Raw genomic sequence first — 22,547 nt, 5'->3', positions numbered from 1 at the left:
GCGGGTCAGCCCAGGAGCTTGGCCCGGAGGGCTTCGTCCTTCTCGCCGACGAGCTTCTCCAGGCCGGCCTGGAACGCCAGCATCTTCTGCCGCAGCGTCGGATCGGCGGCGCCGAGGATGCGGACGGCCAGCAGGCCGGCGTTGCGCGCCCCGCCGATCGACACCGTCGCGACCGGCACCCCGGCCGGCATCTGCACGATGGAGAGCAGCGAGTCCATGCCGTCCAGGTGCTTGAGCGGCACCGGGACGCCGATCACCGGCAGCGGCGTGAGAGCCGCCACCATGCCCGGCAGGTGGGCCGCGCCGCCGGCGCCCGCGATGATCGCCTTGATGCCCCGGTCGGCGGCCGACTCGGCGTAGTCGACCATCTTGCGGACGGTCCGGTGCGCGGAGACGACGCCGACCTCGAACGGCACCTCGAACTCGGCCAGAGCGATCGCCGCGGCCTCCATGGTGGGCCAGTCGGAGTCGCTGCCCATGATGATGCCGACGACGGGTGCCATCACTTGCCTTCCTGAAGCCACTGGGCGGCCCGGTTCGCCCGCGCCCGCACGTCTGCCAGATCGGAGCCGAGAACCGTCACGTGCCCGATCTTGCGGCCGGGCCGGACCTGCTTGCCGTAGAGGTGCACCCGCGCGTCCGGCACCTCGGCGAAGAGGTGGTGCAGCCGCTCGTCGAGGGACATGCCACCGGGTGCGCCACCGAGCACGTTCGCCATCACGACGACCGGCGCGGCCAGCTCGGTGGACCCCATCGGGTAGTCCAGCACGGCCCGCAGGTGCTGCTCGAACTGCGAGGTCCGGGCGCCCTCGATGGTCCAGTGCCCGGAATTGTGCGGGCGCATGGCCAGCTCGTTGACGACGATGCCGTCGGCGGTCTCGAACAGCTCGACGGCGAGCAGCCCGACGACGCCGAGCTCGTTGGCGAGGTCGATGGCGAGCTGCTGCGCCTCGATGGCCAGCTCGTCGTCGAGGTCCTGCGCCGGGGCGATCACCTCGACGCAGATGCCGTCCTTCTGCACGGTCTCGACCACCGGGTACGCCGCGACCTGCCCGAACGGCGAGCGGGCCACCAGCGCGGCCAGCTCCCGGCGCAGCGGGACCCTCTCCTCGACGATCAGCGGGATGCCCGTCGAGACGAGGTCGGCCGCCGCTTCGGGGGAAGCGACCATCCACACGCCGCGTCCGTCGTACCCCCCTCGGGTGGCCTTCGCCACCACCGGCCAGGAACCGGCCGCGAAGGCCTCGATCTCCTCGGCCGTGCTCACCCGCCGCCAGCGGGGCACCGGCGCTCCGAGATCGGCCAGACGCTCGCGCATCAAGCCCTTGTCCTGGGCGAAGACCAGCGCCTTCGACCCCGGGAAGATCTTCACGCCCTCGGCCTCGAGCGCCTCGATGTGCTCGGTCGGCACGTGCTCGTGGTCGAACGTGACCGCGTCGCAGCCCTTCGCGAACTCGCGCAGCGCGGACAGGTCGGTGTGCGTGCCGATCGGCACGTCGGCCGCGACCAGCGCGGCACTGTCGTCAGGCTTCTCACTGAGCACGCGCAGTGACTGGCCGAGGGAAATGGCAGCTTGGTGGGTCATCCGGGCCAGCTGGCCGCCGCCCACCATGCCGACTACAGGCAGTCCGGTTCGGGTATCCATCGCCAGGCCAGCCTAGCGACGCCGAGGTGAAGATCAGAAATCAACCCCATCTGCCCGGTACGTTTCACCGCCCCACTTTCGCCGCGATCTCGCCGGGCCTCGTGACCGGCCGGTCGCAGACGAAGCCACGGCACACGTAGGCCGCCGCGGCCCCGTCGATCAGGGGCCGGTCGGCGAGCAGTGGCACACCGGGACGATCCGGCTCCCCCACCACGATCACCGACCCGCCCGGCGCCGACCAGTGCGCGGCCTCGACCAGCGGGCTCGCCGCCTCCCGATCCGCGGTGGCGATCGCGATCTCGAACGGGCCGGTCAGCGCCGCCTCGGCGACCGCTGCCGCATAGCCGGCGAACCGCGGATGTCCCCCGATCAGCGGGCCGGCGGTGGCGAGGGCCCGGTCGGCGGCCTCCCGGTAGGAGGTCTCGCCGCTGAGCGCCGCGCACGACACCAGCGCCGCGCAGATCGCCGACAGCCCGGACGGCGTGGCGTTGTCGGTCGGGTCGGCCGGCCTGGTGAGCAGCTTCTCCGCGTCGTCGGCGGTGTCGTAGAAGCCGCCGTCGCCGCTGCCGAACCGCGCCACTGCGACGTCGAGCAACTCGCGGGCCAGCTCCAGCCACCGGCCCTCGGCCGTCACCTGGTGCACAGCGAGGAACGCCTCGGCCACGCAGCCGTAGTCCTCCAGCACACCGGCCGGCTCCCCGGTCACACCGTCCCGCGACACCCGCCGCAGCCGGACGCCGCCGGAGGGCTGGTCCGCTCCAGGATCCCGGGGCGCGTCCTCCCGCGTCGTGACGAGGTGACGGTCGGCGAGCACCCCGGCCAGGGCGACCGCCGCGTCCCGGGACTCGGCCGAGCCGGTGAGCACGCCGTGCTCGGCCAGCGCGGTGATCGCCAGGCCGTTCCACGAGGCGACCACCTTGTCGTCGCGGGCCGGCTGGGGACGGCCGGCACGAGCCGCGAGCAGCCGCCGCCGGACGTCCTGCCAGCGCTCCACCAGCGCCGGATCGGCCGCGTCGATGTCCCGGGCCAGGACCAGGACGCTCTTGCCGTGCTCGAACGTCCCCCCGACCGTCACACCGAAGAGATCCGCTGCCCAGGCGCCGTCGTCCTCACCCAGCGCCGCGGTCAGCTCGACGGGCGTCCAGGCGTAGGTCAGCCCCTCCACCCCGTCGGCGTCGGCGTCCAGCGCGGACGCCAGGCCACCCGAGGACGTTCCGAGGTCACGCAGCAGGAAGGCGGCGGTCTCGTCGGCGATCCGGCGGGCGAACAGGTCACCGGTGAGCCGCCACAGCTGGGTGTAGACCCGGAGCAGCAGCGCGTTGTCGTACAGCATCTTCTCGAAGTGCGGCACGGTCCAGCTCTCGTCGACCGCGTAGCGCGCGAAACCGCCGGCCAGCTGGTCGTAGATGCCGCCGCGGGCCATCTGCTCACACGCGTGCCGGACCGTCTCCAGCGCCTCCGCCGACCCGGTGCGCTCGTGGTGGCGCAGCAGGAAGAGGAGGTTCATGTGCGGCGGGAACTTGGGCGCGCCGCCGAATCCGCCGTACCGCTGATCCTGCTCTTTCTCCAGACCCGCCGCGGCGGCCGCGAGAAGCTCCTCGGAGATCGGCGCGACCGGCCCGCCGATCATCTGCGCGCCGCCGACCGCCTCGACCACCGCGGCACCCTGTTTCAGCACGTCGTCGCGCTGCTCGGTCCACGCTGTGGTGACGCTCTGCAGCAGCCTGCCGAACGCCTCGCGAGGAAAATAGGTCCCGCAGAAGAACGGGTCGCCGTCCGGCGTCGCGAAGACCGTCATGGGCCAGCCGCCCTGACCGGTCATGGCCTGCGTCGCGGTCATGTAGACAGCGTCAACGTCAGGGCGCTCCTCGCGGTCCACCTTGATCGAGACGAAGCCCGCGTTCATCAGCTCCGCGACTGCCGGGTCCTCGAAGGACTCGTGAGCCATCACGTGACACCAGTGGCAGGCCGCATAACCCACCGAGATGATCACCGGCACGTCCCGGCGGCGGGCCTCCTCGAACGCCTCAGCCGACCACTGCCACCAGTCGACCGGGTTGTCCCGGTGCTGCTGAAGGTAAGGGGACGTGGCATCGGCGAGGCGATTGGGCATGCCCCAACCCTCTCACGCCGGGCGGAATACGACCCGCAAGGCGGATTTCGTCCGCCCTCGACACGATGAACCATCGAGTACGACGGGTGACTCTCCGATTACGCAAGGTGCGCATTGACACCATGGACGAACGACGTGTGGTCATCACCGGCGCGACGTTTCCGAGTGACGTCGTCGCGCGGCTCACGAAGAACGGGCTCTCGATCATCACGATCCCCGGCGACCTCGGCGCCGACCGGGTGCGGGCGGCGCTCGCCGGCGCCTGGGGTTACGTCCTGGGCGGCTCCGAACGGGTGCCCAAGCAGCTCTGGTCCACGCTCCCCGACCTCCGGGTCGCCTGCTTCCTCGGCACCGGGTACCACGCCTTCATGCCGCCGGCCGACGAGCCGACCGCCATCGAGTTCACCTACACGCCGTACGCCAACGCCTCCGCGGTCGCCGAGTTCACCATCGCGCTGATGCTGGACCTGACCCGCCAGGTGACCGCCCGGGCCAACGACACGGTCGCCGGACGGTGGCACGAGGACGCCACGTCCTCCCTGGTGAACGGCAGGCTGGGGATCGCCGGAATGGGGAATGTGGGCCGGACCGTCGCCCGGATGGCCTCAGCCGCGTTCGGCACCGAGATCTGGTACTGGAACCGGAGCGCCCGGCCCGAGCTGGACGCGCTCGGCTACCGGCGGGCCGACAGCATCCTGCAGCTCTGCTCCGAAGTCGAGATGCTCACCCTGAACCTGAACTTCGAGCCGGGCCACAACGGCGGGACGATCGGCGCCACCGAGCTCAAGGCGCTGGGATCGGCCGGGATCCTGGTCAACACGGCCCGGGCCGAGCTGGTCGACCCGGCGGCCCTGCGGGAGGCCCTTCTGCAGGACTGCATCGCGGCTGCCGCCTTCGACGTCTACTACCAGGAGCCGACGCCCACGCCGGCGGACGATCCGTTCGGGCTGCTCGCCCTCACGCCGCGGATGCTCGTCACGCCGCACTGCGCGTACCTCACCCACGAGGCGGCGCACCGGATGGCCGAGATGGCGGCGGACAACCTGCTCGCCGTGGCGGCCGGCGTGCCCGCGCCGTACCGGGTAGTGCGCTGATATGCGGTCGCGGCGCTCCGTGTGGCGGTCACCCGTCGTGCCGATCGCCCTGGCGATCGGGCTCGTCTTCCTCCTGATGGTGGATCTCTGGGGGCTACGGCTCTTCGGGGGCGGGGCGATCGACTACGAGCGGTTCGGCGACATCGGCTCGTGGGCGCAGGGCATCGGCACGGTCAGCGCGGTCTTCGTGGCGCTCCGCCAGATCAGGCAGCAGCGGGAGGACCGCCGGGACGCCATCCACCGCCAGGAGATCCGGGAACGGACCCAGGTGTACGGATGGATGGCGTTCCGTGAGGAGGACCACGGCGACGTGCCCGGCTGGTACCTGTTCTTCAACAACCTGACCCCGATCCCGATCACGGGCTGGGCCATGACCGTGTGCGAGGGACCGGCGGGCCCGGTCGTGCTGTCGCCGGACGTCTCGCGGTTCGACCCGATCCCGCCCGGGTTCAGCAGGCACCGGCTGGGCATCCCGTCCGGCCGGATCATCGAACCGATCTGCCGGCTCCAGTTCGTGGACATGGCGGGTGACTGCTGGGAGCGCTCGTCGTCGGGCCGGCTCGACCCGATCGAGGAGGTGTCGGTGTCCGGCCAGGTCATCGGGAAACGATCATCGAACGACGACGGGGAGCAGGGACGACATGCCGGATGACGTGACAGTCGGCCCGGACCGGCAGCGGCCGGAGCCGGCGATCGACGCGGAGGTGGCGGCGTACCTGTCCCAGGTCATCCGGGAGACGGAGTACCTGCCGTTCGGCAATCCACAGGGCCTGGAAGCCGACCGGTTGCGGCTCGCCGAGGTGTGGGTCCCGCCGGCTGTATCGCTGATCGACCCGGGCGACGCGACGCTCACCGCGTCGCCGCGCGAGCAGAAGCTGGTCTCCGACGACTGGGTCGCCCAGGTCGGCACGGCGCTCGACCTCAACATGTTCCGGAAGGCCGTCGTCACCGGACCGCCCGGCTTCGGCAAGAGCACGCTGTGCCGCCGGCTGGCCGCCCGGCACGCCATCGAGACGACCGAGTCCGGTCACGGCTGGCTCCCGGTCCGCATCCCGCTCGCCTCGGTGAGCCCGTGGTCGTCGCTGAACGACCTGTTCGCCCAGCTCCCCTCGCTCGATCATGGACCGGGCCTGCGGCCGAAACTGTGCGAGGCGTCCGCGCGCGGCGAGCTCTGGTTCCTCCTGGACGGCCTGGACGAGGTCGCCGAGGCCAGCGTCCCGTCGATCCAGGAGAGCATCCGGACCACCATCCTGCCCACCCGCAATCACGTGCTGATCACCTGCCGGAGCGCCGACTACCGGGCGGCACGGCCCCGGCGGGAGATCGCCTCACTGCCGGTCCTGGAGCTGGCCGGCTTCTCCGAGGACCAGCTCGACACCTACGTCGAGCAGTGGAACCGGTCCGCGTCCGGACGGACCCGACCGATCACCCGGCAACGGATCGCGGCCACCCGCCAGATCCTGGACACCCATCCGGAACTCCGGGAACTGGCCCGGAGCCCGTTCCTCGCGGCGGTGCTCTGCGTGGTCGAGGCCCGGCCGGTGCGCCGCAAGGTCAGCAAGGCCGTCCTGCTCGGCCAGGCGATCGAATACCTGCTGGCCGACCCGGAGTGGCGACGCGACGGCGAGCACGCCACGTTGCCGCAGCTGGACCACCTGATCCTGCGGCAGGTCGCCGGCCGGCTCGCGTTCGACCTGCTCGACCGGGCCGGCGGCCGGCAACCGGCAGTGCTCCGCCGCCCGGACCTCGAAGCGGCGATCGCCGGGACGCTCCGGGACGCCGGGATTGCGGCGACCGGTGAGGACGAACATCAGGAGCTGGTCAAGCGGTGCATCGGCCAGCTCCTCGGCAACGTCTCCGCCGGGCTGCTGCAGGAGCGGGACGGCGGCCGGTACGAATTCGCCCACCACAGCCTGCAGGAGTACCTCGCCGCCCGGCACCTCACCACCTTCACCGACCGGACCCGGCGCCTCGAGCTGGCGTCCCGCCCACAGTGGCACGAGGTCTTCGGCCGCGTCGCCGGCATCGCCCAGGCCACCGGCGACGGCATCACCGACCTGCTCCTGCTGTCCCGGGGCCTGCTCCGCCGGGCGGTCCGCGCGCTCACCGGCGATCCCGCGGACGCCGCCGTCGCCGTGGAGGGCGCCTGCCTGGCCGGCGACATGCTCGCCGAGCTGGGCGCCGAGGCGGCGACCCGGTACGGGTTCGGCGCCGCTGTCACCGGGCCGGCCACCGACGATCCGGACGACCTCTCGATGGCCGGTCTCTGGCCGTTCGCGATCGACACCGTCTTCCGGGTGGCCCGGGACGAACGGCTGCCGCAGCACGTCCGGATCCGGGCCCTGTGCGTGGTGAGCCGCCTGCGCGACCCGCGTTTCCTCGGCGCCGACGGCAAGCGGATCGTCGCCGGGCCGCACCTCGTCGTCGTGCCCGGCGGTCGCGGTGAGGTCGGCACCGATGAGCCGCTCAGCCAGGCCGAGGCGAAGCGGGTGTCGTCCAGCCCGTCGGTGAAGGTGACCGTCGCGCCGTTCGAGATCGGCCGATACCCGGTGACGAACGCCGAGTACGGCAGCTTCGTGGCCGACGGCGGCTACGACGATCCGCGCTGGTGGGCCGGTGACGAGGCGTCCCGGTGGCGGGAGCAGGAGCCCGACTTCGTCGCGGGCCTGGCCCGGCTCTGGGAGCAGGAGACGAGCGTCGACTTCGTCAAGGAGCTCGGCGAGGAGGAGTTCGCCCGGTACGCCCGGGAGTCCGGCCGGATCGCGCGGCGGATCATGCGGCGGGGTCAGCCGCTCTACTGGGAGGACTCCCGGTTCAACCTGCCGACGGCGCCGGTGGTGGGCGTCAACCTGTGGGAGGCGCAGGCGTACTGCCGGTGGCTGCAGAGCCGGTTGCGCGCCGGCGAGCTGATCGGGCCGGCCGACGAGGTCCGCCTCCCCTCCGAGATCGAATGGGAGTGGGCGGCGGGCGCGTACTGGACCGGCACCCGCCGGGCATACCCGTGGGGACCCGCGTACGACCCGGACCGCTGCGTCACGCGTGACTTCTCCGACCCGAACGCGCCGACGATCACCCACTTCGGCGCGATACCGGTCGGCTTCTTCTCGCTCAACGAGCCGGGCGGCCGGGAGCCGGAGGACATGGGCGGCAACGTCTGGGAGTGGGTGAGCAGCCGATCGATGGCCTGGTCGGCCACCGGCGACCGGGAACGGCCGGGCGGGCTGGACCGGCGCAGCGTCCGGGGCGGTTCCTGGTACAGCCGGGAGCCGCTCGCCACCCACGTCCGGTTCCGGCTGGAGGATCCGCCCTGCAACGCGTACTGGGATCTCGGCTTCCGGATCTCCGTGCACCGGGGACAGTAACCGCCGATCAGGAGGCGTCGTCGGCCCTGAGCCTGGTCACCGGTGCGGGCGCGGCGTCCCTGAGCTGGATGAGCGCCTGGACGATCTTGTCGGCCGGCATCGGCTTGCAGAAGTGGTAGCCCTGCGCGGCCGGGCAGCCCAGCTCGATCAGCGCGGCCCGCTGCTCGATCGTCTCGATGCCCTCGGCCACCACCCGGACACCGAGCCGCTCGCCGAGCTCGACCGCCGCCCGCACGACAGCGCCGGCCGCCGGCTTGTCGATCATCTCGTCCACGAACGACCGGTCGATCTTGATCTCGTCGACCGGCATCCGGGTGACCGAGGCGAGCGACGAGAAGCCGGTGCCGAAGTCGTCGAGCGACACCTGGACGCCGGACGACCGCAGCCGGGCCAGCACCTCGTCGACGATCTCCTGCTCGCTGACCGCCACCGACTCGGTGATCTCCAGAACCAGGCGGGAGGCCGGCGTCCGGTGCCGCCGCAGCGCCTCGGTGACCTGGGCCGGGAACGTCGGGTCGGTGAGGCTGCGGGCCGAGACGTTCACCGAGACCGGGATGTCGATGCCGGCGGCGGTCCAGTCGGCGACCGCCGCGAGGGCCAGGTCCAGCACCCGGCGGGTGAACGGGATGAGCAGCTCGCTGCGCTCCACGGCGGGCAGGAACGCGCCCGGCGAGAGCTGCCCTCGGCGCGGGTGCCGCCAGCGGACCAGCGCCTCGCAGCCGGTCGGCGCGGCGGTCACCAGGTCGACGGCGGGCTGCAGGTGCAGCACGATCTGGTCGTCGGCGGCGAACGCGTCCTGCAGCTCGGCGAGGAGCGCGAGGTGGTCGGTGCTGCTGGCGTCCTGGCTGCCGTCGTACGTCCCGACGGTGATGTTCAGCTCCTTGGCCCGGCCGACCGCGAGCGAGGCCCGCCGCAGCAGCTCACCCACCTCGATCCGGCCCGGCTGCTCGGCCACCACGCCGACGGTCACCTCGACCGCGAGCCGGACGCCGGCCACCTCCATCGGCAGGCGCAGCTGCTCGACCAGCTCACGGGCCCGGCGCAGAGCCGGCGGCAGCGAGCCCGCCACCCGGCCGGCCGATTCGGAGAGCGCCGCCATGGCGGGCAGCAGCAGCACGAACTCGTCATCCCCGGTACGCGCGACCAGCTCGTGCGGCCGCGCCAGCTCGGTGAGCCGCTCCGCGACCAGCCGCAGCACCTCGTCGCCGCCACGGTGCCCGAGCGTCCGGTTGACCTCACGGAAGTCGACCAGGTCGAGCAGCAGCAGCGCGACGTGCTGGCCGCGGTCGAGCGACCGGAGCAGCAGATCACCCTCGTCGGCGAAGGCGGACCTGTTGAACAGCCCGGTCAGCGGGTCGCGCACCCGGTCGCGGGCGGCGCGGGCGTCCAGTTCGAGGATGCGCTGGTGGGCGGCGGCGTCGTGCAGGGCGCCGGCGAGCGCCTCGCCGTACGCCGTGATGGCCGCCTCGTCCTGCGGGACCGGCAGGCTCGGCTCGCCCAGCCACACGGTGAGCTCGCCGACCGGGTGGCCGGCCACCGCCATGCTGCGGATGATCGCCGGGCCGGACCGGGCGGCGGCGGGATCGCCGAGGCCGGGACCGTCCTGCGCGTACCTCCGGTTGCCGTTGCCGGTCCGCACCTCCAGCTCGGCCCGGCGGGCGCCGAAGACGTCGAGCGCGCCGCGCAGGCCGGCCCGGGCCACCTCGGCCTCGCTCGTGCCGGGCAGCCGGGCGGTGGCGGCCGCGAAGGCCTCCCACATCCGGCGTTCCTCGGCGGCGCGCAGGTGGAAGCGGTAGGTCCGGTGCAGCAGCCAGAGCGCGGGGCCGAAGGCGAGCAGCCAGAGCGGCTCCCGGACCAGCGCGAAGACCGCGCCGAGACCGATCAGCACGTTGCCGATCGACATCGGGAGTTTGGCGTAGAGCACCCGGGCGGCGATCCGGCCGGGCGCGGCGTCGCGGTGCAGGACCAGCGTGAGAACGACCAGGCCGAAGGTGATCGCCAGGTACGTCGCGGCGCCGGCCACCAGGGCGAGCGGCAGCCGGGCGCTGTTCATCGGGGCGTCGCCGGCGAGCAGCGAGGTGACCAGGGCGGCGCCGGCCACCCCGACGGTCATCGAGGCGACCAGGTGGACGATCTCGGCGCCGTTGCGCAGGCCGGTGAACCAGGCGAGCAGCAGCCAGGCGGCGCCGGTGCCGGCCAGGGTCGCGGCGGGCAGCCAGCCGGCCGGCGCCACCACGAAGCCGACGACCACGGCGGCCTCGGCCCAGCTGACCGAGACGGCATCCGGCCCGAGACGGAATCGGAGGCCGGCCAGCTGCGCGATGGCGGCGAGCACGGCGGCCACGCAGACGCCGTCGAGCGCGTTGAGCGGGCGGTCGGCCGGGCGGTCCACCGGGAGCAGGACGCCGAGCACGACGGCGGCCACGGCGGCGATCACGACCGCGACGGTCAGGACCCGCACCGGACGCGGACGGGCCAGCCAGGACTGGTCGCGGTCGGCGAAGAGGTTCGGTGCGGCGTTCATGACCGGACCCCGGCGGACACGTGCACAGGCAGATGCACGTGCAGATGATCTGCGGAGAGTGCGCGCCGGAAAGGTGTCATCTCGGCGCCCCCTTCCGCGCAGGGTCCCAGGGCCGTGTGGCCCCCGGGCGGAAGGCTAAATCAATACCGATGAACGCAACAGGGCTTGACGAACCCGAGACCGGGACACTCGGCTCGCCGGGAACGAAAAACCTCCGGCACGCCGAGCGCCCGCACCGTCACGCGCCGGTGGCCTTGCGCCCCTTGGCGGTGTCGTCCTGATCGTCCGGCACCGCCGTCACCTCGGGTTCCTCCAAGGTCACCGGAGCGGTCGATCGATCCGCTTCGACGTCTGCGGCGGCCGAGGCGGCCGGGCGGTCGAGATCGGCATCGAGACGCGCGATTTCCGCCACACGCTCGCGGTCGGCGGCGTCCGTGAAACTGTCGGGAAGCCGACGAATGCGCTTGTTCATGTTGCGGATCAGCAGCACCGTCGCAACGCACATGAGGACGATGAGGAACAGCCCCATCGGACCGGCCAGCCCGCCCGACCGGGTGTCACCGAAGTTGTTTACCGCGAAGACGTCCACGCCGTCAGACTACTGCGTCAGTGGGCGTCGACCTTCTCCCGGATGCCCGCGAACAGGTCGGACTCCGGAATCGGGCTGTCCACCAGGGAGCGGGCGAGCTCGAAGTCCTCGGTGGGCCACACCTTCTGCTGCAGCTCCAGCGGGATCTTGAACCAGAAGCCGTCCGGGTCGACCTGGGTGGCGTGGGCGCGCAGGGCGTCGTCCCGGATCGCGAAGTAGTCGCCGCACTCGATCCGCGTGGTGATCTTGTCGCCGCGGTCCTGCCGGTCGGACGACTTCTCCAGCCACTCCGTGTACGGCGATTCCAGACCGGCCGCCAGCATCCCCTCGTGGAGGGCCAGCATCCGCGCCCGGGTCCAGCCGGAGTTGTAGTAGAGCTTCAGCGGCTGCCACGGCTCGCCCAACTCGGGGTAGAGCTCCGGGTCGCCGGCCGCCTCGAACGCCACGACCGCGACCTTGTGGCACATGATGTGGTCGGGGTGCGGGTAGCCGCCGTTCTCGTCGTACGTCGTCATGACGTGCGGCCGGAACTCCCGGATCAGCTTGATCAGCGGCTTGGCCGCCTCCTGCGGGTCCTGCAGGCCGAAACAGCCCTCGGGCAGCGGCGGCAACGGGTCGCCCTCGGGCAGGCCGGAGTCGACGAAGCCGAGCCAGGCCTGGCCGACACCGAGGATCTCGCGGGCCCGGTCCATCTCGGCACGGCGGATGTTGGAGATGTCGGCGAGCACCTCGGGCCGGTCCATCTTCGGATTGAGCACGCTGCCGCGCTCCCCACCCGTACACGTCGCCACGAGGACCTCGACACCCTCGGCGACGTATTTCGCCATGGTGGCGGCGCCCTTGCTCGACTCGTCGTCGGGGTGGGCGTGCACGGTCATCAGGCGCAACTGCTCGGCCACGTTGTTTCCCTCTCGACCAGGCCTGCCGTCGGCGGCCCAGGATCGGCTGCGAAGATGGACTCTGCCATTCTGGCCGATCCCACCGACAACAAACGCACGAGAGGTCGTCAGGTGAGCGAGACGCACGCCACAACCCCGGTCTTCCCCGCGGGCCGTTACGGCCGGCGCCGTGAGGGTTCGCGTCGCCGCTGGCCGTCGATCATCATCACGGCGCTCTTCGCCGTCGGGATCGTGGCGCTGTCCCTGCAGTTCTACAACAAGTTCGGCGAGGGCGACTACGACCCGCAGATCATCGGCTGGAACGACCCCACCCCCGCCGAGATGGTGATCCAGTTCCGGGTGATCGTGCCGGAGGACGGCAGCGCCACCTGCATGCTGCGGGCCCGCGACTACGACGGGTTCGAGGTAGGCCGCCGCGAGGTGACCGTGAAGGGCAAACCGGGCGGCGGTTCGGTCGAGGTCAGCGAGCCGGTGCCGACCACCGCGCAGGCGTCGGTGGGCGATGTGATGGGCTGCCGCGCGGCCGGCTGACCGGCGCCCTGTCACACCACTGACAAGATTTCACCTTCGGGGCAACGCGCATACCGCTGGTAAGCTTGGTGATTCGCTGCGTTGCCCCCTAGCACTGAACACTGCCCAGTTCCCAGCAAGGAGATCGACCGTGTCCAGTTCCGAGGCGCCGAAGACCTGGCTCTCCCAGGACGCTTACGACCGGCTGCAGGCCGAGCTCGACCAGTTGATCGCCAACCGCCCCGCCATAGCCGCGGAGATCAACGCGCGCCGTGAGGAGGGTGACCTCCGGGAGAACGGCGGCTACCACGCCGCCCGCGAGGAGCAGAGCCGCGAGGAGGGCCGGATCCTCTACCTCAAGGAGTTCCTGCGCAACTCGGAGGTCGGCGAGGTCCAGGTGGCCGACTCGGTCGCTCCGGGCTCGGTCGTGACGATCTACTTCGACGACGACCAGGCCGACACCGAGACGTTCCTGCTCGGCTCCCGGGAGATCTCCTCCACGACCGACCTGACCGTCTACAGCCCCGAGTCGGCGCTCGGCAAGGCGATCCTCGGCGCGCGGACCGGCCAGACCGTGACCTACACGGCCCCCAGCGGCGCCGACATCAAGGTCACCGTCGTGAAGTTCGGCGCCTTCGAGGGCTGACCCCTCTCACCTGCTCACGGCGAGCTCGCGGCGTGCTGTCCCACAGTGCGCCGCGAGCTCTTCGTCCATCCGGGCCGAGGCGCTCTCCGCGAGCACCCGCAAGCTCTTCGCCCCGTTCCTACGGGGTCGCCTCGGCCAGCAGGGACACCCGGTAACCGGCGTCGCGCAGGGCGCTGATCAGCGCCGACGAGTGGGCCGGGCCCCGGGTCTCGACCGAGAGCGCCACCTCGACCTCGCCGAAGCTGAGCCGCGGGCTCTGCCGGGAATGCGAGACGTCGACGATGTTCGCCCGGTGCTCGGCGATCTCCCGCAGCAGCCGAGCCAGCTGGCCGGGGCGGTCCGCGCAGCGCACCGCGAGGCGCAGGAAACGGCCGGCCGACGCCAGGCCGTGCTCGATCACCCGGAGCAGCAGCATCGGGTCGATGTTGCCGCCGGAGAGGATCGCCACCGCCGGGCCGCCGCGCGGGGGGACGTACGCCCCGGTCAGCAGCGCCGCGACGGCAGCCGCGCCGGCCGGCTCGACGACCATCTTGTGGCGTTCCAGCAGGATCAGCAGCGCCGCCGACAGGTCCTCGTCGGAGACCGTGACGACCTCGTCGACCAGCTTCTCGACGTGCGCGAACGTGAGGTCACCGGGCCGCAGCACGGCGATGCCGTCGGCGATCGTGGCACCGGACTCCAGCTTGCGCGGGGCGCCGGCGGCGAGCGAGGGCGGGTACGCCGCAGCGCCACTGGCCTGCACCCCGACGATCCGGATGTCCGGCCGCAACGCCTTCGCCGCCACCGCCATCCCGGAGATCAGCCCACCTCCGCCGACCGCCGTGATGATCGTGGTGGCGTCCGGGCACTGGTCCAGGATCTCCAGTGCGACGGTGCCCTGTCCGGCGATCACGTCCGGGTGGTCGAACGGGTGGATCAGCACGGCGCCGGTGCTGCGGGCGAAGTCGTGTGCCGCTTCGAGGGCGTCGTCGACGCTGGTGCCGGCGTACTCGACGGCCGCGCCGTACCCCTTGGTCGCGGTGACCTTGGGCAGTGGCGCGCCCTCGGGCATGAACACCGTGGCCCGGATCCCGAGCAGGCCGGCCGCGAGCGCCACCCCCTGCGCGTGGTTGCCGGCCGACGCCGCGACCACCCCGCGGGCCCGCTCCGCCTCGGAGAGCCGCGAGATCCGGGTGTAGGCGCCACGCACCTTGTACGACCCGGCCCGCTGCTGGTTCTCGCACTTGAGCCAGACCGGCACTCCGGTGATCTCGGAGAGGGGACGTGAGGTGATCAGCGGCGTCGTCTTGGCCACTCCGGCGAGCAGGTCACGGGCGGCCTCGACGTCAGCGAGGGAGAGCAGGTCCACGGGGACCAATCCTGCCATTCGCCCCTCAGACCAGGTTCTGCCGCTGCCAGGGGTTCTGGAGTTCGAACTGGCCGGCCACCGAGAGCAACAGCATCTCCGAGTCGGGCGGGCCCACGAGCTGCACCGCGAGCGGCAGCCCGTCCGGCCGGGAACCGACCGGGACCACGATCGCCGGCAGGCCCGCGTAGTTCCACGGCGCCTGGTAGGGCGCGTAGGACGCGTTCGCCTGCATGTTCTTCCACCACGGGATGCCCGAGTAGCGCACGGCCGGCGGGGGCGGCGCGGCCAGGGCCGGGGTGAGCAGCAGATCGACGTTGCGGTCGGCGAAGAACCGGATCGAGCGCTCCCGCCAGCCGTCGCGCGACGCCTGGCGGACCAGACCGGCGCGCATCGCTGCCTTGCCGAGCGTGATGTGCCGGCGGGTCCGCGGCTGGAGCTTGTCGATCGGCAGGCCTTCGGAGTTCTTGTACGCCCCGGCGAACCACGTCGCCAGAACCCCCAGAGCGACGCCCGTCGGGTATTTCGGGTCGGCCGCGACCGTGTCGTGGCCCGCCTCGGTCAGCAGCCGGGAAGCGGTCGTGACGGCGCCGACGTTCGGCTCGTCCGGCTTCACCCCGGCCACCGGGGAGCGCAGCGAGACGCCGATCCGCAGCCGGCCCGGCTCCTTCAGCGTCTGCGGGGTCAGGCCGGCCAGCACCGAGAAGCCCAGCGCCGCGTCCGCCACCGTGGTGGTGAGCACGCCGTTCTCCACCAGGCCGAACCAGTCCTTGTCGCCGAAGTCGACGGGCACCACGCCGCGACCCGGCTTCAACCCGACCAGGCCGCAGCAGGCCGCCGGGATCCGGATCGAGCCGAGACCGTCGTTGCCCTGTGCGATCGGCACCAGCCCGGCCGCCACCGCCGCCGCCGATCCACCGGACGAGCCGCCGGGCGTGCGCTCCAGGTCCCACGGGTTGCGGGTCGCGCCGGTGTCGTCGTCGGTGACCGCCCAGAGACCCATCTCCGGCATCTTGGTCACCCCGACGACGACGGCGCCGGCTCCGCGCAGCCTCCGGACCACTTCGTGGTCTTCCTCGGCCACTTCGGGGGTACGGGCGGCAGCGCTGCCGTGCCAGGTCGGCAGGCCCGCGACGGCGGTGTTCTCCTTCACCGCCACCGGGACGCCGGCCAGCGGAAGGTTCGCCAGGTCCTCCTGGTCGTCGACCTTCTCCGCCTCCCGGATCGCCTCCACGTCACGGACCAGCCGGAACGCGCCCAGCTCCGGGTCGGAGATGGCGATCTGTTCCAGGTGGTCGGCCACGACCTGGGTGGCGTTCGCGTCCCCGCGGCGCACCGCGCGGGCGATCTGTTTGGCGGTTGCTCCCACCCAGGTCGTCGTATCCATCGCGCAGATTCTCCAGCGTCGGTCTGTTAACCGAGCGCCTGCTCGAGGTCGGCGAGCAGATCGTCAACGGTTTCGATGCCGACAGACAGTCTCACGAGATCGGCGGGAACCTCAAGCGCTGAGCCCGCAGCCGACAGATGTGTCATCTGTCCCGGGTGCTCGATCAGCGACTCGACGCCGCCCAGCGACTCGGCGAGCACGAAGAGCTTCGCCCGGTTGCAGACCTCGATCGCCTTCTCCGGGCCGCCGGCGGCCCGGAACGAGACCATGCCACCGAAGCGGCTCATCTGCTTCGCCGCGGTCTCGTGCCCGGGGTGGTCGTCCAGTCCCGGGTAGAGGACCTGAGCGACCGCCTTGTGCTCCGCGAGGTATCCCGCGATGCGCTCGGCGTTGTCGCAGTGGCGGTCCATCCGTACCCCCAGGGTCTTGATCCCTCGAAGGGTGAGCCAGGCGTCGAACGGGCCGTTCACACCGCCCATCGCGTTCTGGTGGAAGGCCAGCTCGTCGCCGAGGCCGGCGTCCGCGGTGATCAGCGCGCCACCCACCACGTCCGAGTGCCCGCCGATGTACTTGGTCGTCGAGTGGATCACCACGTCCGCGCCGAACGCGAGCGGCTGCTGCAGGTACGGCGAGGCGAACGTGTTGTCGACGGCCAGCATCGCGTCGTACTCGTGGGCCAGACCGGCCAGCGCCGCGATGTCCGCGATGTTGAGCAGCGGGTTCGTCGGCGTCTCGGCCCAGATCAGCCGGGTGTGGCCGGGCCGGAACGCGGCACGGACCGCGTCCAGGTCGTCCAGCGGCACGGCGGTCCAGTCCAGACCCCAGCGCTCGGCGACCTTGGAGAAGAGCCGGAACGTGCCGCCGTACGCGTCGTTCGGGATCACCACGTGGTCGCCCGGCCGGCAGACCGCGCGCAGCAGGGTGTCCTCGGCCGCGAGGCCGCTCGCGAAGGCCAGCCCGCGCCGCCCGCCCTCGATCGCCGCGAGGCACTCCTGCAGCGAATCCCGGGTCGGGTTGCCGGAGCGGCTGTACTCGTACCCCAGGCGCGGGGCGCCGACGGCGTCCTGTGCGTACGTGCTGGTCTGATAGATGGGCGGCACCACCGCGCCGGTCCGCGGATCCGGCTCCTGGCCGGCGTGGATGGCGAGGGTGTCGAACCCGTACTGGTTAGCCGTCATGTAGCGCAAGGCTAGTCTCACGTGGTGGCCGACTGCGTGTTCTGTGGCATCGTGGCGGGGTCCGTCCCGGCGTTCCTGGTGGCCTCCTCGCCGGCCGGGGTCGCCTTCCTCGACATCCGTCCGGTTTTCAAGGGCCATGTCCTGATCGTCCCGCGCCCGCACATCGTGCAGCTCATCGACCTACCCGCCGCTGACTTATCCGGATATTTCCGGTTTGTGCAGCTGATTGCGGCGGCCGTGCCCGCCGCTCTCGGCTCGCAGGGCACCTTCGTGGCGGAGAACAACATCGTCTCCCAGTCGGTGCCGCACCTGCACACCCACGTGGTCCCCCGCACCAAGGGCGACGGCCTGCGAGGCTTCTTCTGGCCCCGGCACAAGTACGCGAGCGACGAGGAAGCCCTCGACCACGCCTCTCGCATCGGTGATGAATACCGGTCCCTCGCCCTTCCAGAAGGCTGAGGGCGGCCTGACCGGGCTCGCACGCGGCGATCCATGCGGACACGAAGGTGGGCGGACGCTTCACCACTATGGATCGCGGCGGGAGTTCCGGATACGTTGGATGCTCGCTCGTGATCAGCACATCGCGGGAGGTTGATGTTCATGCCTGAACCCGATCGATCTCTGGCCGACGGTGACGAGCCGCCGACCGCCCCGGACATGCGCTGGCGGGACGTCTTCGAGGCTCCCGTGATCGATCTCGATCAGAGCGACCTCCCCGACGATCTCGTTCCTCCCGCCACACCGCCCAAGGCTCCCGAGCCCACCGAGGAGCAGGCGTGATCCCGAGCAACGCTCTCGCCCTGGTGGTGTTCCTGGTGGCGGTGTCGCCGGGTTACCTCTACCAGCGGGTCGTCGAGCGACGGCTCACCCGGCGCACCAGGGGCGGCGTCCTCGATCTCGTCGATCTTCTCTGCGTCGGGGCGCTGTGCACCGGACTGGCCGCCCTGGCCGTCCTCGGCCTCGGCGCGGCGATCCCCTCGGCGTTCGTGAAGCTCTCGGAACTCTTCAAACCACCGGCGGTGCTGGACTGGCGCTACATCCTCTCGGCGGTCGTCACCCTGATCCTGGCCGCGGTCCTCGCCTACCTGCTGGCCCTGATCGTGGTCCGGCAGTTCGAGAACCCGACTCGGCTGGGGACCGGCTCGGTCTGGACGGCGACCGTCTTCCGGTACCTGGCCAAGAACCCGGGCCGGAAATCATCGATCTACGCGGTGGTGCAGCTCAAGGATGGGCGGGTGCTCGGGGGCATCCTGCAGCTCGTGGACACCTCGGCGAAATCCGGTGAACAAGATCTGGCGATCGCCGCACCCATGTTCATGGTTCAAGCCGGCAGTACCGAACGCGAGCCACTGAGCCACGATTTCGTGATCATTCCTGCGAGCGAGGTCGGGCTCCTGTACGGCAAGGTCGTCAGCCGGCCGGCTGCGCCGGCGGCCACGGGACCCGACGTCAGCAAGGGGGCCGAAGATGGAGCGCCACATCCGAACGTGGCTGGCGGCTGAAAGGCCGGTAAGCCGGGACCGCGACAAGCTCTTCGCGCATCGGCCCGAGCTCTGGGGCCGCCTGCAGTTCTTCGCCGACCACGTCGTGGCCGCCGTCCACTCCGACGACGAAAGCCCGGGCAGCGTGTTCGGGATCAGCGCGCCCTGGGGTTCCGGGAAGTCCAGCGCCCTGGGGATCATGCTGGACCTGATGTTCGAACGGCTGCACGGCACCCTGCCGGAGCTGGAACGCGACGAGCGCCAACGCGGATTCATCCTGGGCGACGAGTACGTCCTGACGTTCTCGACCTACCGGGCTAATCTGCACGTCGGATCGCCGATCGCGCCCCGGCTCAGCCTGGCCTACGACGTCCTGGGCGGCTTTCCGGAAAGCTATCTGGTTCAGCTTCTCGAAAACCTCCAGTACGAGTCCGAAGGCGGACTGGCCGCCCCGATCAAGGCCGAGATGTTCCTCCGCAAGATGCTTCAGGACTACAGCACGGCCGGCCCGGTCGTCGAGCGGTGGATCCTGGATTCCTTCCTGCAGCACCGCAGCGAGCTGTCCACCGAGGAGACCGATCCGCGGGTCGCCAACATGCGGCACGTCCACGTGGAGCTGATCGACGATCTCGATCGCTGCCCGGAGAGCTTCACGGCTGAAGTGCTCGCCGCACTGAACTTCTGGACGGCTCTGCCCAACCTCTTCTTCGTGGTCGCCGCGGACGAGGAGCACCTGAAGCGGTCGGCCCGGGCGGCGACCGATCTTCACGAGTCCTACGACGGGGAAGCACTCGAGAAGTTCGTCCACTTCCAGCTCCGCATCCCGCCGCTCATCACGAACGCGGCCAGCGCGGCGACCTATGCCCTGGAACTCTTCCCCGAAGATCCCGACCTGCGAGCCGGCGTGGAGCATTTCCGCACCCTGCTCTCGGAGGTGCGGCCGGACGAGCCGCTCGGTCTGCTCGCACCGGCCCTGAAGGCGCGCACGCCCCGGCAGACCAAGCGCATCTTCAACGAGCTCCTCCAGGAGTTCTGGGTCCTGAAGGACTTCGAAGGCGATTCGGTCAAGCGGATCGTCGCCCGGATGGTGTGGCCGCAGGCCTTCGACGAGTTCATCTCGCCGGCGCTGATCATGCCGGCCAACGCCGATCTGGGCAGCACCGCCAGGTCACCCCGCGCCGACTGGTTGCGCCTCGTCATCGAGATGGGCGCCCGCGTCCTCGAACAGGAGTCGCGGGACATCCCCGGCGCCTGCGCACGCCTGGTCGAACAGGCACGGCTAGGCGGCATCGACATCCAGGACTGCCCGCCCGAACTCATCCTCTATCTCAGCGCAGCGCCTCGGCTGGTGCCGGCGGGTCCGCCCGCTTACGACATCACTTCCTCGTCGGGCCGCCGCCTGGCCGTTCCGGGAGGCGCCACCTCGCCGCTGAGCACGCCCACCTCCGACACGACGGACGACCTGCTCACTCAGGTCATCACCGACGCCCAGATCGCGCTCGGCATGAAGGACATGGACCTGCTCGCGGCGCTTTCCCAACGCATCGTCCAACTGGTGGCAGCGGGGGCGGGCTCGGACTACAACGCACCGCTGATCGGCAACCTCGCGCTGGAGGTCGAGAAGCTGGACGTACAGCTGGCGCTGCTGATGCACCAGATCGCGGCCCAACTGGACCCGAATCACGCCAACATCCGCATCAATTTCGCCTCGGCGCTCAACGACACCAGAAGTCCCGCCATCCTGCCCGCCCTCCGCGAGCAACTGGATTGGCTGGCCGAGCACGAGCCCGACTTCAAGAAGCCGATGCAGATGGTGCAGCGGGCGCGCGCGACGCTGCTCGCGGGGGAGACACCGGAGGGTATCGACGAGCTGGTGCAGGAAGCTCTCGACGGTGAGAATCGCGGGCTGATTCGCATGGACCTCTTCAACCTGCTGATCGCCTTGGAACGGACCGCCGACGCCGAAGCCCTCGTGCGGTCGTGGCTGGACGAGCTGGTGGAGAACAAGTCGGATGTGCAGATCTCCACGCTGATGGCGGGCTTCGCCAGCGCGATGGCCCGGATGGAGGACGAAACGGCGCAGCTGAAGGGCGCTGACCTACTCCGCTACATCGTTGCCGAGGGTTTCGCCACCTCCGAGGAGAGCGCGGCCTTCAGCGTGCAGAACTACGCGATCGTGCTCGCCTACCGGGACTACCAGGTCGCGGCCGCCGCACTGCACCGCATCGCGTACGAGTTGTTGCCGCAGGTCTCCAGCGTGCGTGCGGTCTACACCAGATTCCTGCTCACGTCCGAGGATCCCCAGAACGCCTACGCGGTGCAGCAGGGACAGGAAGTGACGATTCCGAAGCCGACCGATGACGAGCTTCGCAGCGCGATGGAAGAGGTCCCCGACCACTTCAGCGCCGGGCCGCACTGGTGGGAGGAGATCGAGAACAACATGCCGATCGGGGCACTTCCGGCACTACGCCTCACATGACAGCCGGAGGTGACCCCGCCGTTCTGGCCCTGGTGCGGCTGATCGCCGCCAACGGCGGCCAGATGACCTTCGGTGAGGTGTGCTCCCGGCTGCCCGCCACCGCGGCCCAGCTCAGGCGGCTCGTCGCCGAGGCCGGGAAGCGGCTGGCCAACGCTCATCCGATGGCGATGCAGCCGCCGTTGCGGTTGACACCGGAGGGCCGGGCCTGGCTGGCGGAGCAGGATCAGCGAAACCCGGCCGAGATCCTGGTCATCCGCTTGACGAGCCGTCCCGACGTCGAGGTCGAGAACGTCTGCTCGACCCTGTTCCGCGGCTCGACCCAGCTGGCCGCCGGATGCACCTCCTTCACCTCGTACCGGCTCGCCGCGATCCGCTACCTTCTCTCCTTCGCCCCGGAGGACATCACCGCCGGAACGACTCTGCGCGCCGCTCGTGAAATCGGTTTGGCGCTGCTGCCCCCGTGCCGACGGTGCGCGCTCCCCCACGCCTCGCCGTGTGCGTCCTGTGTGCGGGGCCGCTACCGCGAGGTGTTGTCCGAGGTCAGCGTGGATCATCGGTGGATCGACGTCCGATTGCAGATCGCATCCCCCTGGCATCACGTGCCCTGGGAGATGGCCGCGCTCGACACCGACGACTTCGTCGCCCGTGATCCCGCGGTGTCCCTCGTCCGCACAGTGGGCGAGGGCAGTCATCCGGTCCGCGTGATCGACGGACCGAACCGCGTCCTGATCGCGATGCCGACGATGCCGGCCGAGGATGAGCAGGCCTTCGAGGCCGAGGCCACCCAGATCATCCAGGCGTTGTCCGAGTCGGAGGGCCCCGAGCGGCGGTTCGACGTGGTGCGCCTGTCGCATTTCGACGACAGCGACGCCCTGCGTTCCGCCGTCCTACGCGAGAAGCCGCAGGTGGTGCACTTGATCGGGCACGGCTCGGCGAGTGGCGTGGCCGCCGCGAAGCTCCTGATGTCGAAGAACGCGCTCACGGATGCCCTGGCCGGCGTGCCGATCGTGGTGCTGGGCTCCTGTTTCGGGGCCTCGGAGGCCGGAGCGGACGCCCACGGCAGCAGTTTGGCCCGCCGGATCGCCGAGGCCGGCGCCACGTCCGTGGTGGCGTTCGAGGGCAGCGCCGAAACCACCCATGCGACGCGGTTCTCGGTCGCCTTCTACCGTGAGCTGGCGCGTAGTGGCTCGGTGGATCGTGCGGTCCAGCACGGGAGGACGGCCATGTCCTCCGGCGCGCCGCTCTACCAGTGGGGGCAGGTGGTCCACTTCGCGGGCGTGAGCCGTTGACCCGCC

Annotated in this window: 19 protein-coding genes; 10 read left to right on the top strand and 9 right to left on the bottom strand. The window is 70.9% G+C overall.

Annotation, left to right across the window (positions count from 1 at the left end; translation table 11 throughout):
- Nucleotides 1-5 precede the first annotated feature (5 nt).
- The 3 genes from purE to EP757_RS14475 all read right to left on the bottom strand — a co-directional run bounded on the left by purE (nt 6) and on the right by EP757_RS14475 (nt 3,758).
- Complete coding sequence (gene purE / locus EP757_RS14485; protein WP_127546291.1) at nt 6-503, bottom strand: 5-(carboxyamino)imidazole ribonucleotide mutase; 498 nt, start codon at nt 501-503, stop codon at nt 6-8.
- A complete protein-coding gene (locus EP757_RS14480) occupies nt 503-1,645 on the bottom strand; it encodes a 5-(carboxyamino)imidazole ribonucleotide synthase (RefSeq protein ID WP_127546288.1) in 1,143 nt (380 codons plus the stop codon). The genes purE and EP757_RS14480 overlap by 1 nt, the downstream gene beginning before the upstream one ends.
- Nucleotides 1,646-1,709: 64 nt before the next feature.
- Nucleotides 1,710-3,758, bottom strand: coding sequence for a thioredoxin domain-containing protein (locus EP757_RS14475; protein ID WP_127546285.1), 2,049 nt, complete (start codon nt 3,756-3,758; stop codon nt 1,710-1,712).
- Between the two features lie 122 nt (nt 3,759-3,880).
- Here EP757_RS14475 and EP757_RS14470 point away from each other — a divergent pair, with 122 nt between their 5' ends.
- The 3 genes from EP757_RS14470 to EP757_RS14460 are packed head-to-tail and all read left to right on the top strand — an operon-like array spanning nt 3,881 to nt 8,214.
- Nucleotides 3,881-4,852 (top strand): 2-hydroxyacid dehydrogenase, encoded by a 972-nt coding sequence (locus EP757_RS14470; protein WP_160165797.1) that lies wholly within the window; start codon nt 3,881-3,883, stop codon nt 4,850-4,852.
- A 37-nt stretch (nt 4,853-4,889) separates the two neighbouring features.
- Nucleotides 4,890-5,504 (top strand): hypothetical protein, encoded by a 615-nt coding sequence (locus EP757_RS14465; RefSeq protein ID WP_127546280.1) that lies wholly within the window; start codon nt 4,890-4,892, stop codon nt 5,502-5,504.
- On the top strand, nt 5,494-8,214 hold the full coding sequence (locus EP757_RS14460) for an NACHT domain-containing NTPase (RefSeq protein ID WP_127546277.1): 2,721 nt from the start codon (nt 5,494-5,496) through the stop codon (nt 8,212-8,214). The genes EP757_RS14465 and EP757_RS14460 overlap by 11 nt, the downstream gene beginning before the upstream one ends.
- A gap of 7 nt (nt 8,215-8,221) precedes the next feature.
- Here the strand turns inward: EP757_RS14460 and EP757_RS14455 are convergent, their stop codons facing one another.
- The 3 genes from EP757_RS14455 to mca all read right to left on the bottom strand — a co-directional run bounded on the left by EP757_RS14455 (nt 8,222) and on the right by mca (nt 12,226).
- Nucleotides 8,222-10,738 carry a bifunctional diguanylate cyclase/phosphodiesterase gene (locus tag EP757_RS14455; protein ID WP_127546274.1) on the bottom strand — a complete coding sequence of 839 codons (2,517 nt, stop codon included), beginning with the start codon at nt 10,736-10,738 and terminating at the stop codon, nt 8,222-8,224.
- Nucleotides 10,739-10,976: 238 nt separating this feature from the next.
- Nucleotides 10,977-11,327: a hypothetical protein gene (locus tag EP757_RS14450; protein ID WP_127546271.1), complete on the bottom strand. Its 351-nt coding sequence runs from the start codon at nt 11,325-11,327 to the stop codon at nt 10,977-10,979.
- Between the two features lie 17 nt (nt 11,328-11,344).
- Nucleotides 11,345-12,226, bottom strand: a complete 882-nt coding sequence (gene mca, locus EP757_RS14445; protein ID WP_127546268.1) for a mycothiol conjugate amidase Mca — start codon at nt 12,224-12,226, stop codon at nt 11,345-11,347.
- 111 nt (nt 12,227-12,337) lie between these two features.
- On the opposite strand from mca, the gene EP757_RS14440 reads away from it, so the two are divergent.
- Both EP757_RS14440 and greA read left to right on the top strand, forming a co-directional pair.
- Nucleotides 12,338-12,757 carry a DUF4307 domain-containing protein gene (locus tag EP757_RS14440; protein ID WP_127546265.1) on the top strand — a complete coding sequence of 140 codons (420 nt, stop codon included), beginning with the start codon at nt 12,338-12,340 and terminating at the stop codon, nt 12,755-12,757.
- 130 nt (nt 12,758-12,887) lie between these two features.
- Nucleotides 12,888-13,382: a transcription elongation factor GreA gene (greA, locus tag EP757_RS14435; RefSeq protein ID WP_127546262.1), complete on the top strand. Its 495-nt coding sequence runs from the start codon at nt 12,888-12,890 to the stop codon at nt 13,380-13,382.
- Nucleotides 13,383-13,500: 118 nt separating this feature from the next.
- Here the strand turns inward: greA and ilvA are convergent, their stop codons facing one another.
- From ilvA to EP757_RS14420, 3 genes are read right to left on the bottom strand one after another with little or no spacing between them, the layout of a single operon-like run.
- Nucleotides 13,501-14,748, bottom strand: coding sequence for a threonine ammonia-lyase (ilvA, locus tag EP757_RS14430; RefSeq protein ID WP_127546259.1), 1,248 nt, complete (start codon nt 14,746-14,748; stop codon nt 13,501-13,503).
- 7 nt (nt 14,749-14,755) lie between these two features.
- Complete coding sequence (locus EP757_RS14425) at nt 14,756-16,114, bottom strand: amidase (protein ID WP_127546256.1); 1,359 nt, start codon at nt 16,112-16,114, stop codon at nt 14,756-14,758.
- Nucleotides 16,115-16,140: 26 nt separating this feature from the next.
- Nucleotides 16,141-17,292, bottom strand: coding sequence for a cystathionine gamma-synthase (locus EP757_RS14420; RefSeq protein WP_127546253.1), 1,152 nt, complete (start codon nt 17,290-17,292; stop codon nt 16,141-16,143).
- A gap of 24 nt (nt 17,293-17,316) precedes the next feature.
- Here EP757_RS14420 and EP757_RS14415 point away from each other — a divergent pair, with 24 nt between their 5' ends.
- The 5 genes from EP757_RS14415 (at nt 17,317) to EP757_RS14395 (ending at nt 22,541) form a co-directional block, all read left to right on the top strand.
- The gene (locus EP757_RS14415) at nt 17,317-17,751 is read left to right on the top strand and encodes an HIT family protein (protein WP_127546251.1); all 435 of its coding nucleotides are present in this window, start codon (nt 17,317-17,319) and stop codon (nt 17,749-17,751) included.
- Nucleotides 17,752-17,892: 141 nt separating this feature from the next.
- Entirely contained in the window at nt 17,893-18,072 is a 180-nt protein-coding gene (locus EP757_RS14410; protein WP_127546248.1) for a hypothetical protein, read from the top strand.
- Nucleotides 18,069-18,794 carry a DUF6338 family protein gene (locus EP757_RS14405; protein WP_127546245.1) on the top strand — a complete coding sequence of 242 codons (726 nt, stop codon included), beginning with the start codon at nt 18,069-18,071 and terminating at the stop codon, nt 18,792-18,794. Before EP757_RS14410 ends, EP757_RS14405 begins: the two co-directional genes overlap by 4 nt.
- Nucleotides 18,760-21,252, top strand: a complete 2,493-nt coding sequence (locus EP757_RS14400) for a P-loop NTPase fold protein (RefSeq protein WP_127546242.1) — start codon at nt 18,760-18,762, stop codon at nt 21,250-21,252. The genes EP757_RS14405 and EP757_RS14400 overlap by 35 nt, the downstream gene beginning before the upstream one ends.
- Nucleotides 21,249-22,541: a CHAT domain-containing protein gene (locus tag EP757_RS14395; protein WP_127546239.1), complete on the top strand. Its 1,293-nt coding sequence runs from the start codon at nt 21,249-21,251 to the stop codon at nt 22,539-22,541. The genes EP757_RS14400 and EP757_RS14395 overlap by 4 nt, the downstream gene beginning before the upstream one ends.
- Nucleotides 22,542-22,547 lie beyond the last annotated feature (6 nt).

The sequence above is a fragment of the Actinoplanes sp. OR16 genome (assembly GCF_004001265.1).
Taxonomy (GTDB): Bacteria; Actinomycetota; Actinomycetes; order Mycobacteriales; family Micromonosporaceae; genus Actinoplanes.
The sequence above is the reverse complement of the archived record's forward strand: the minus strand, read 5'-3'. Positions and strand labels throughout refer to the sequence as shown.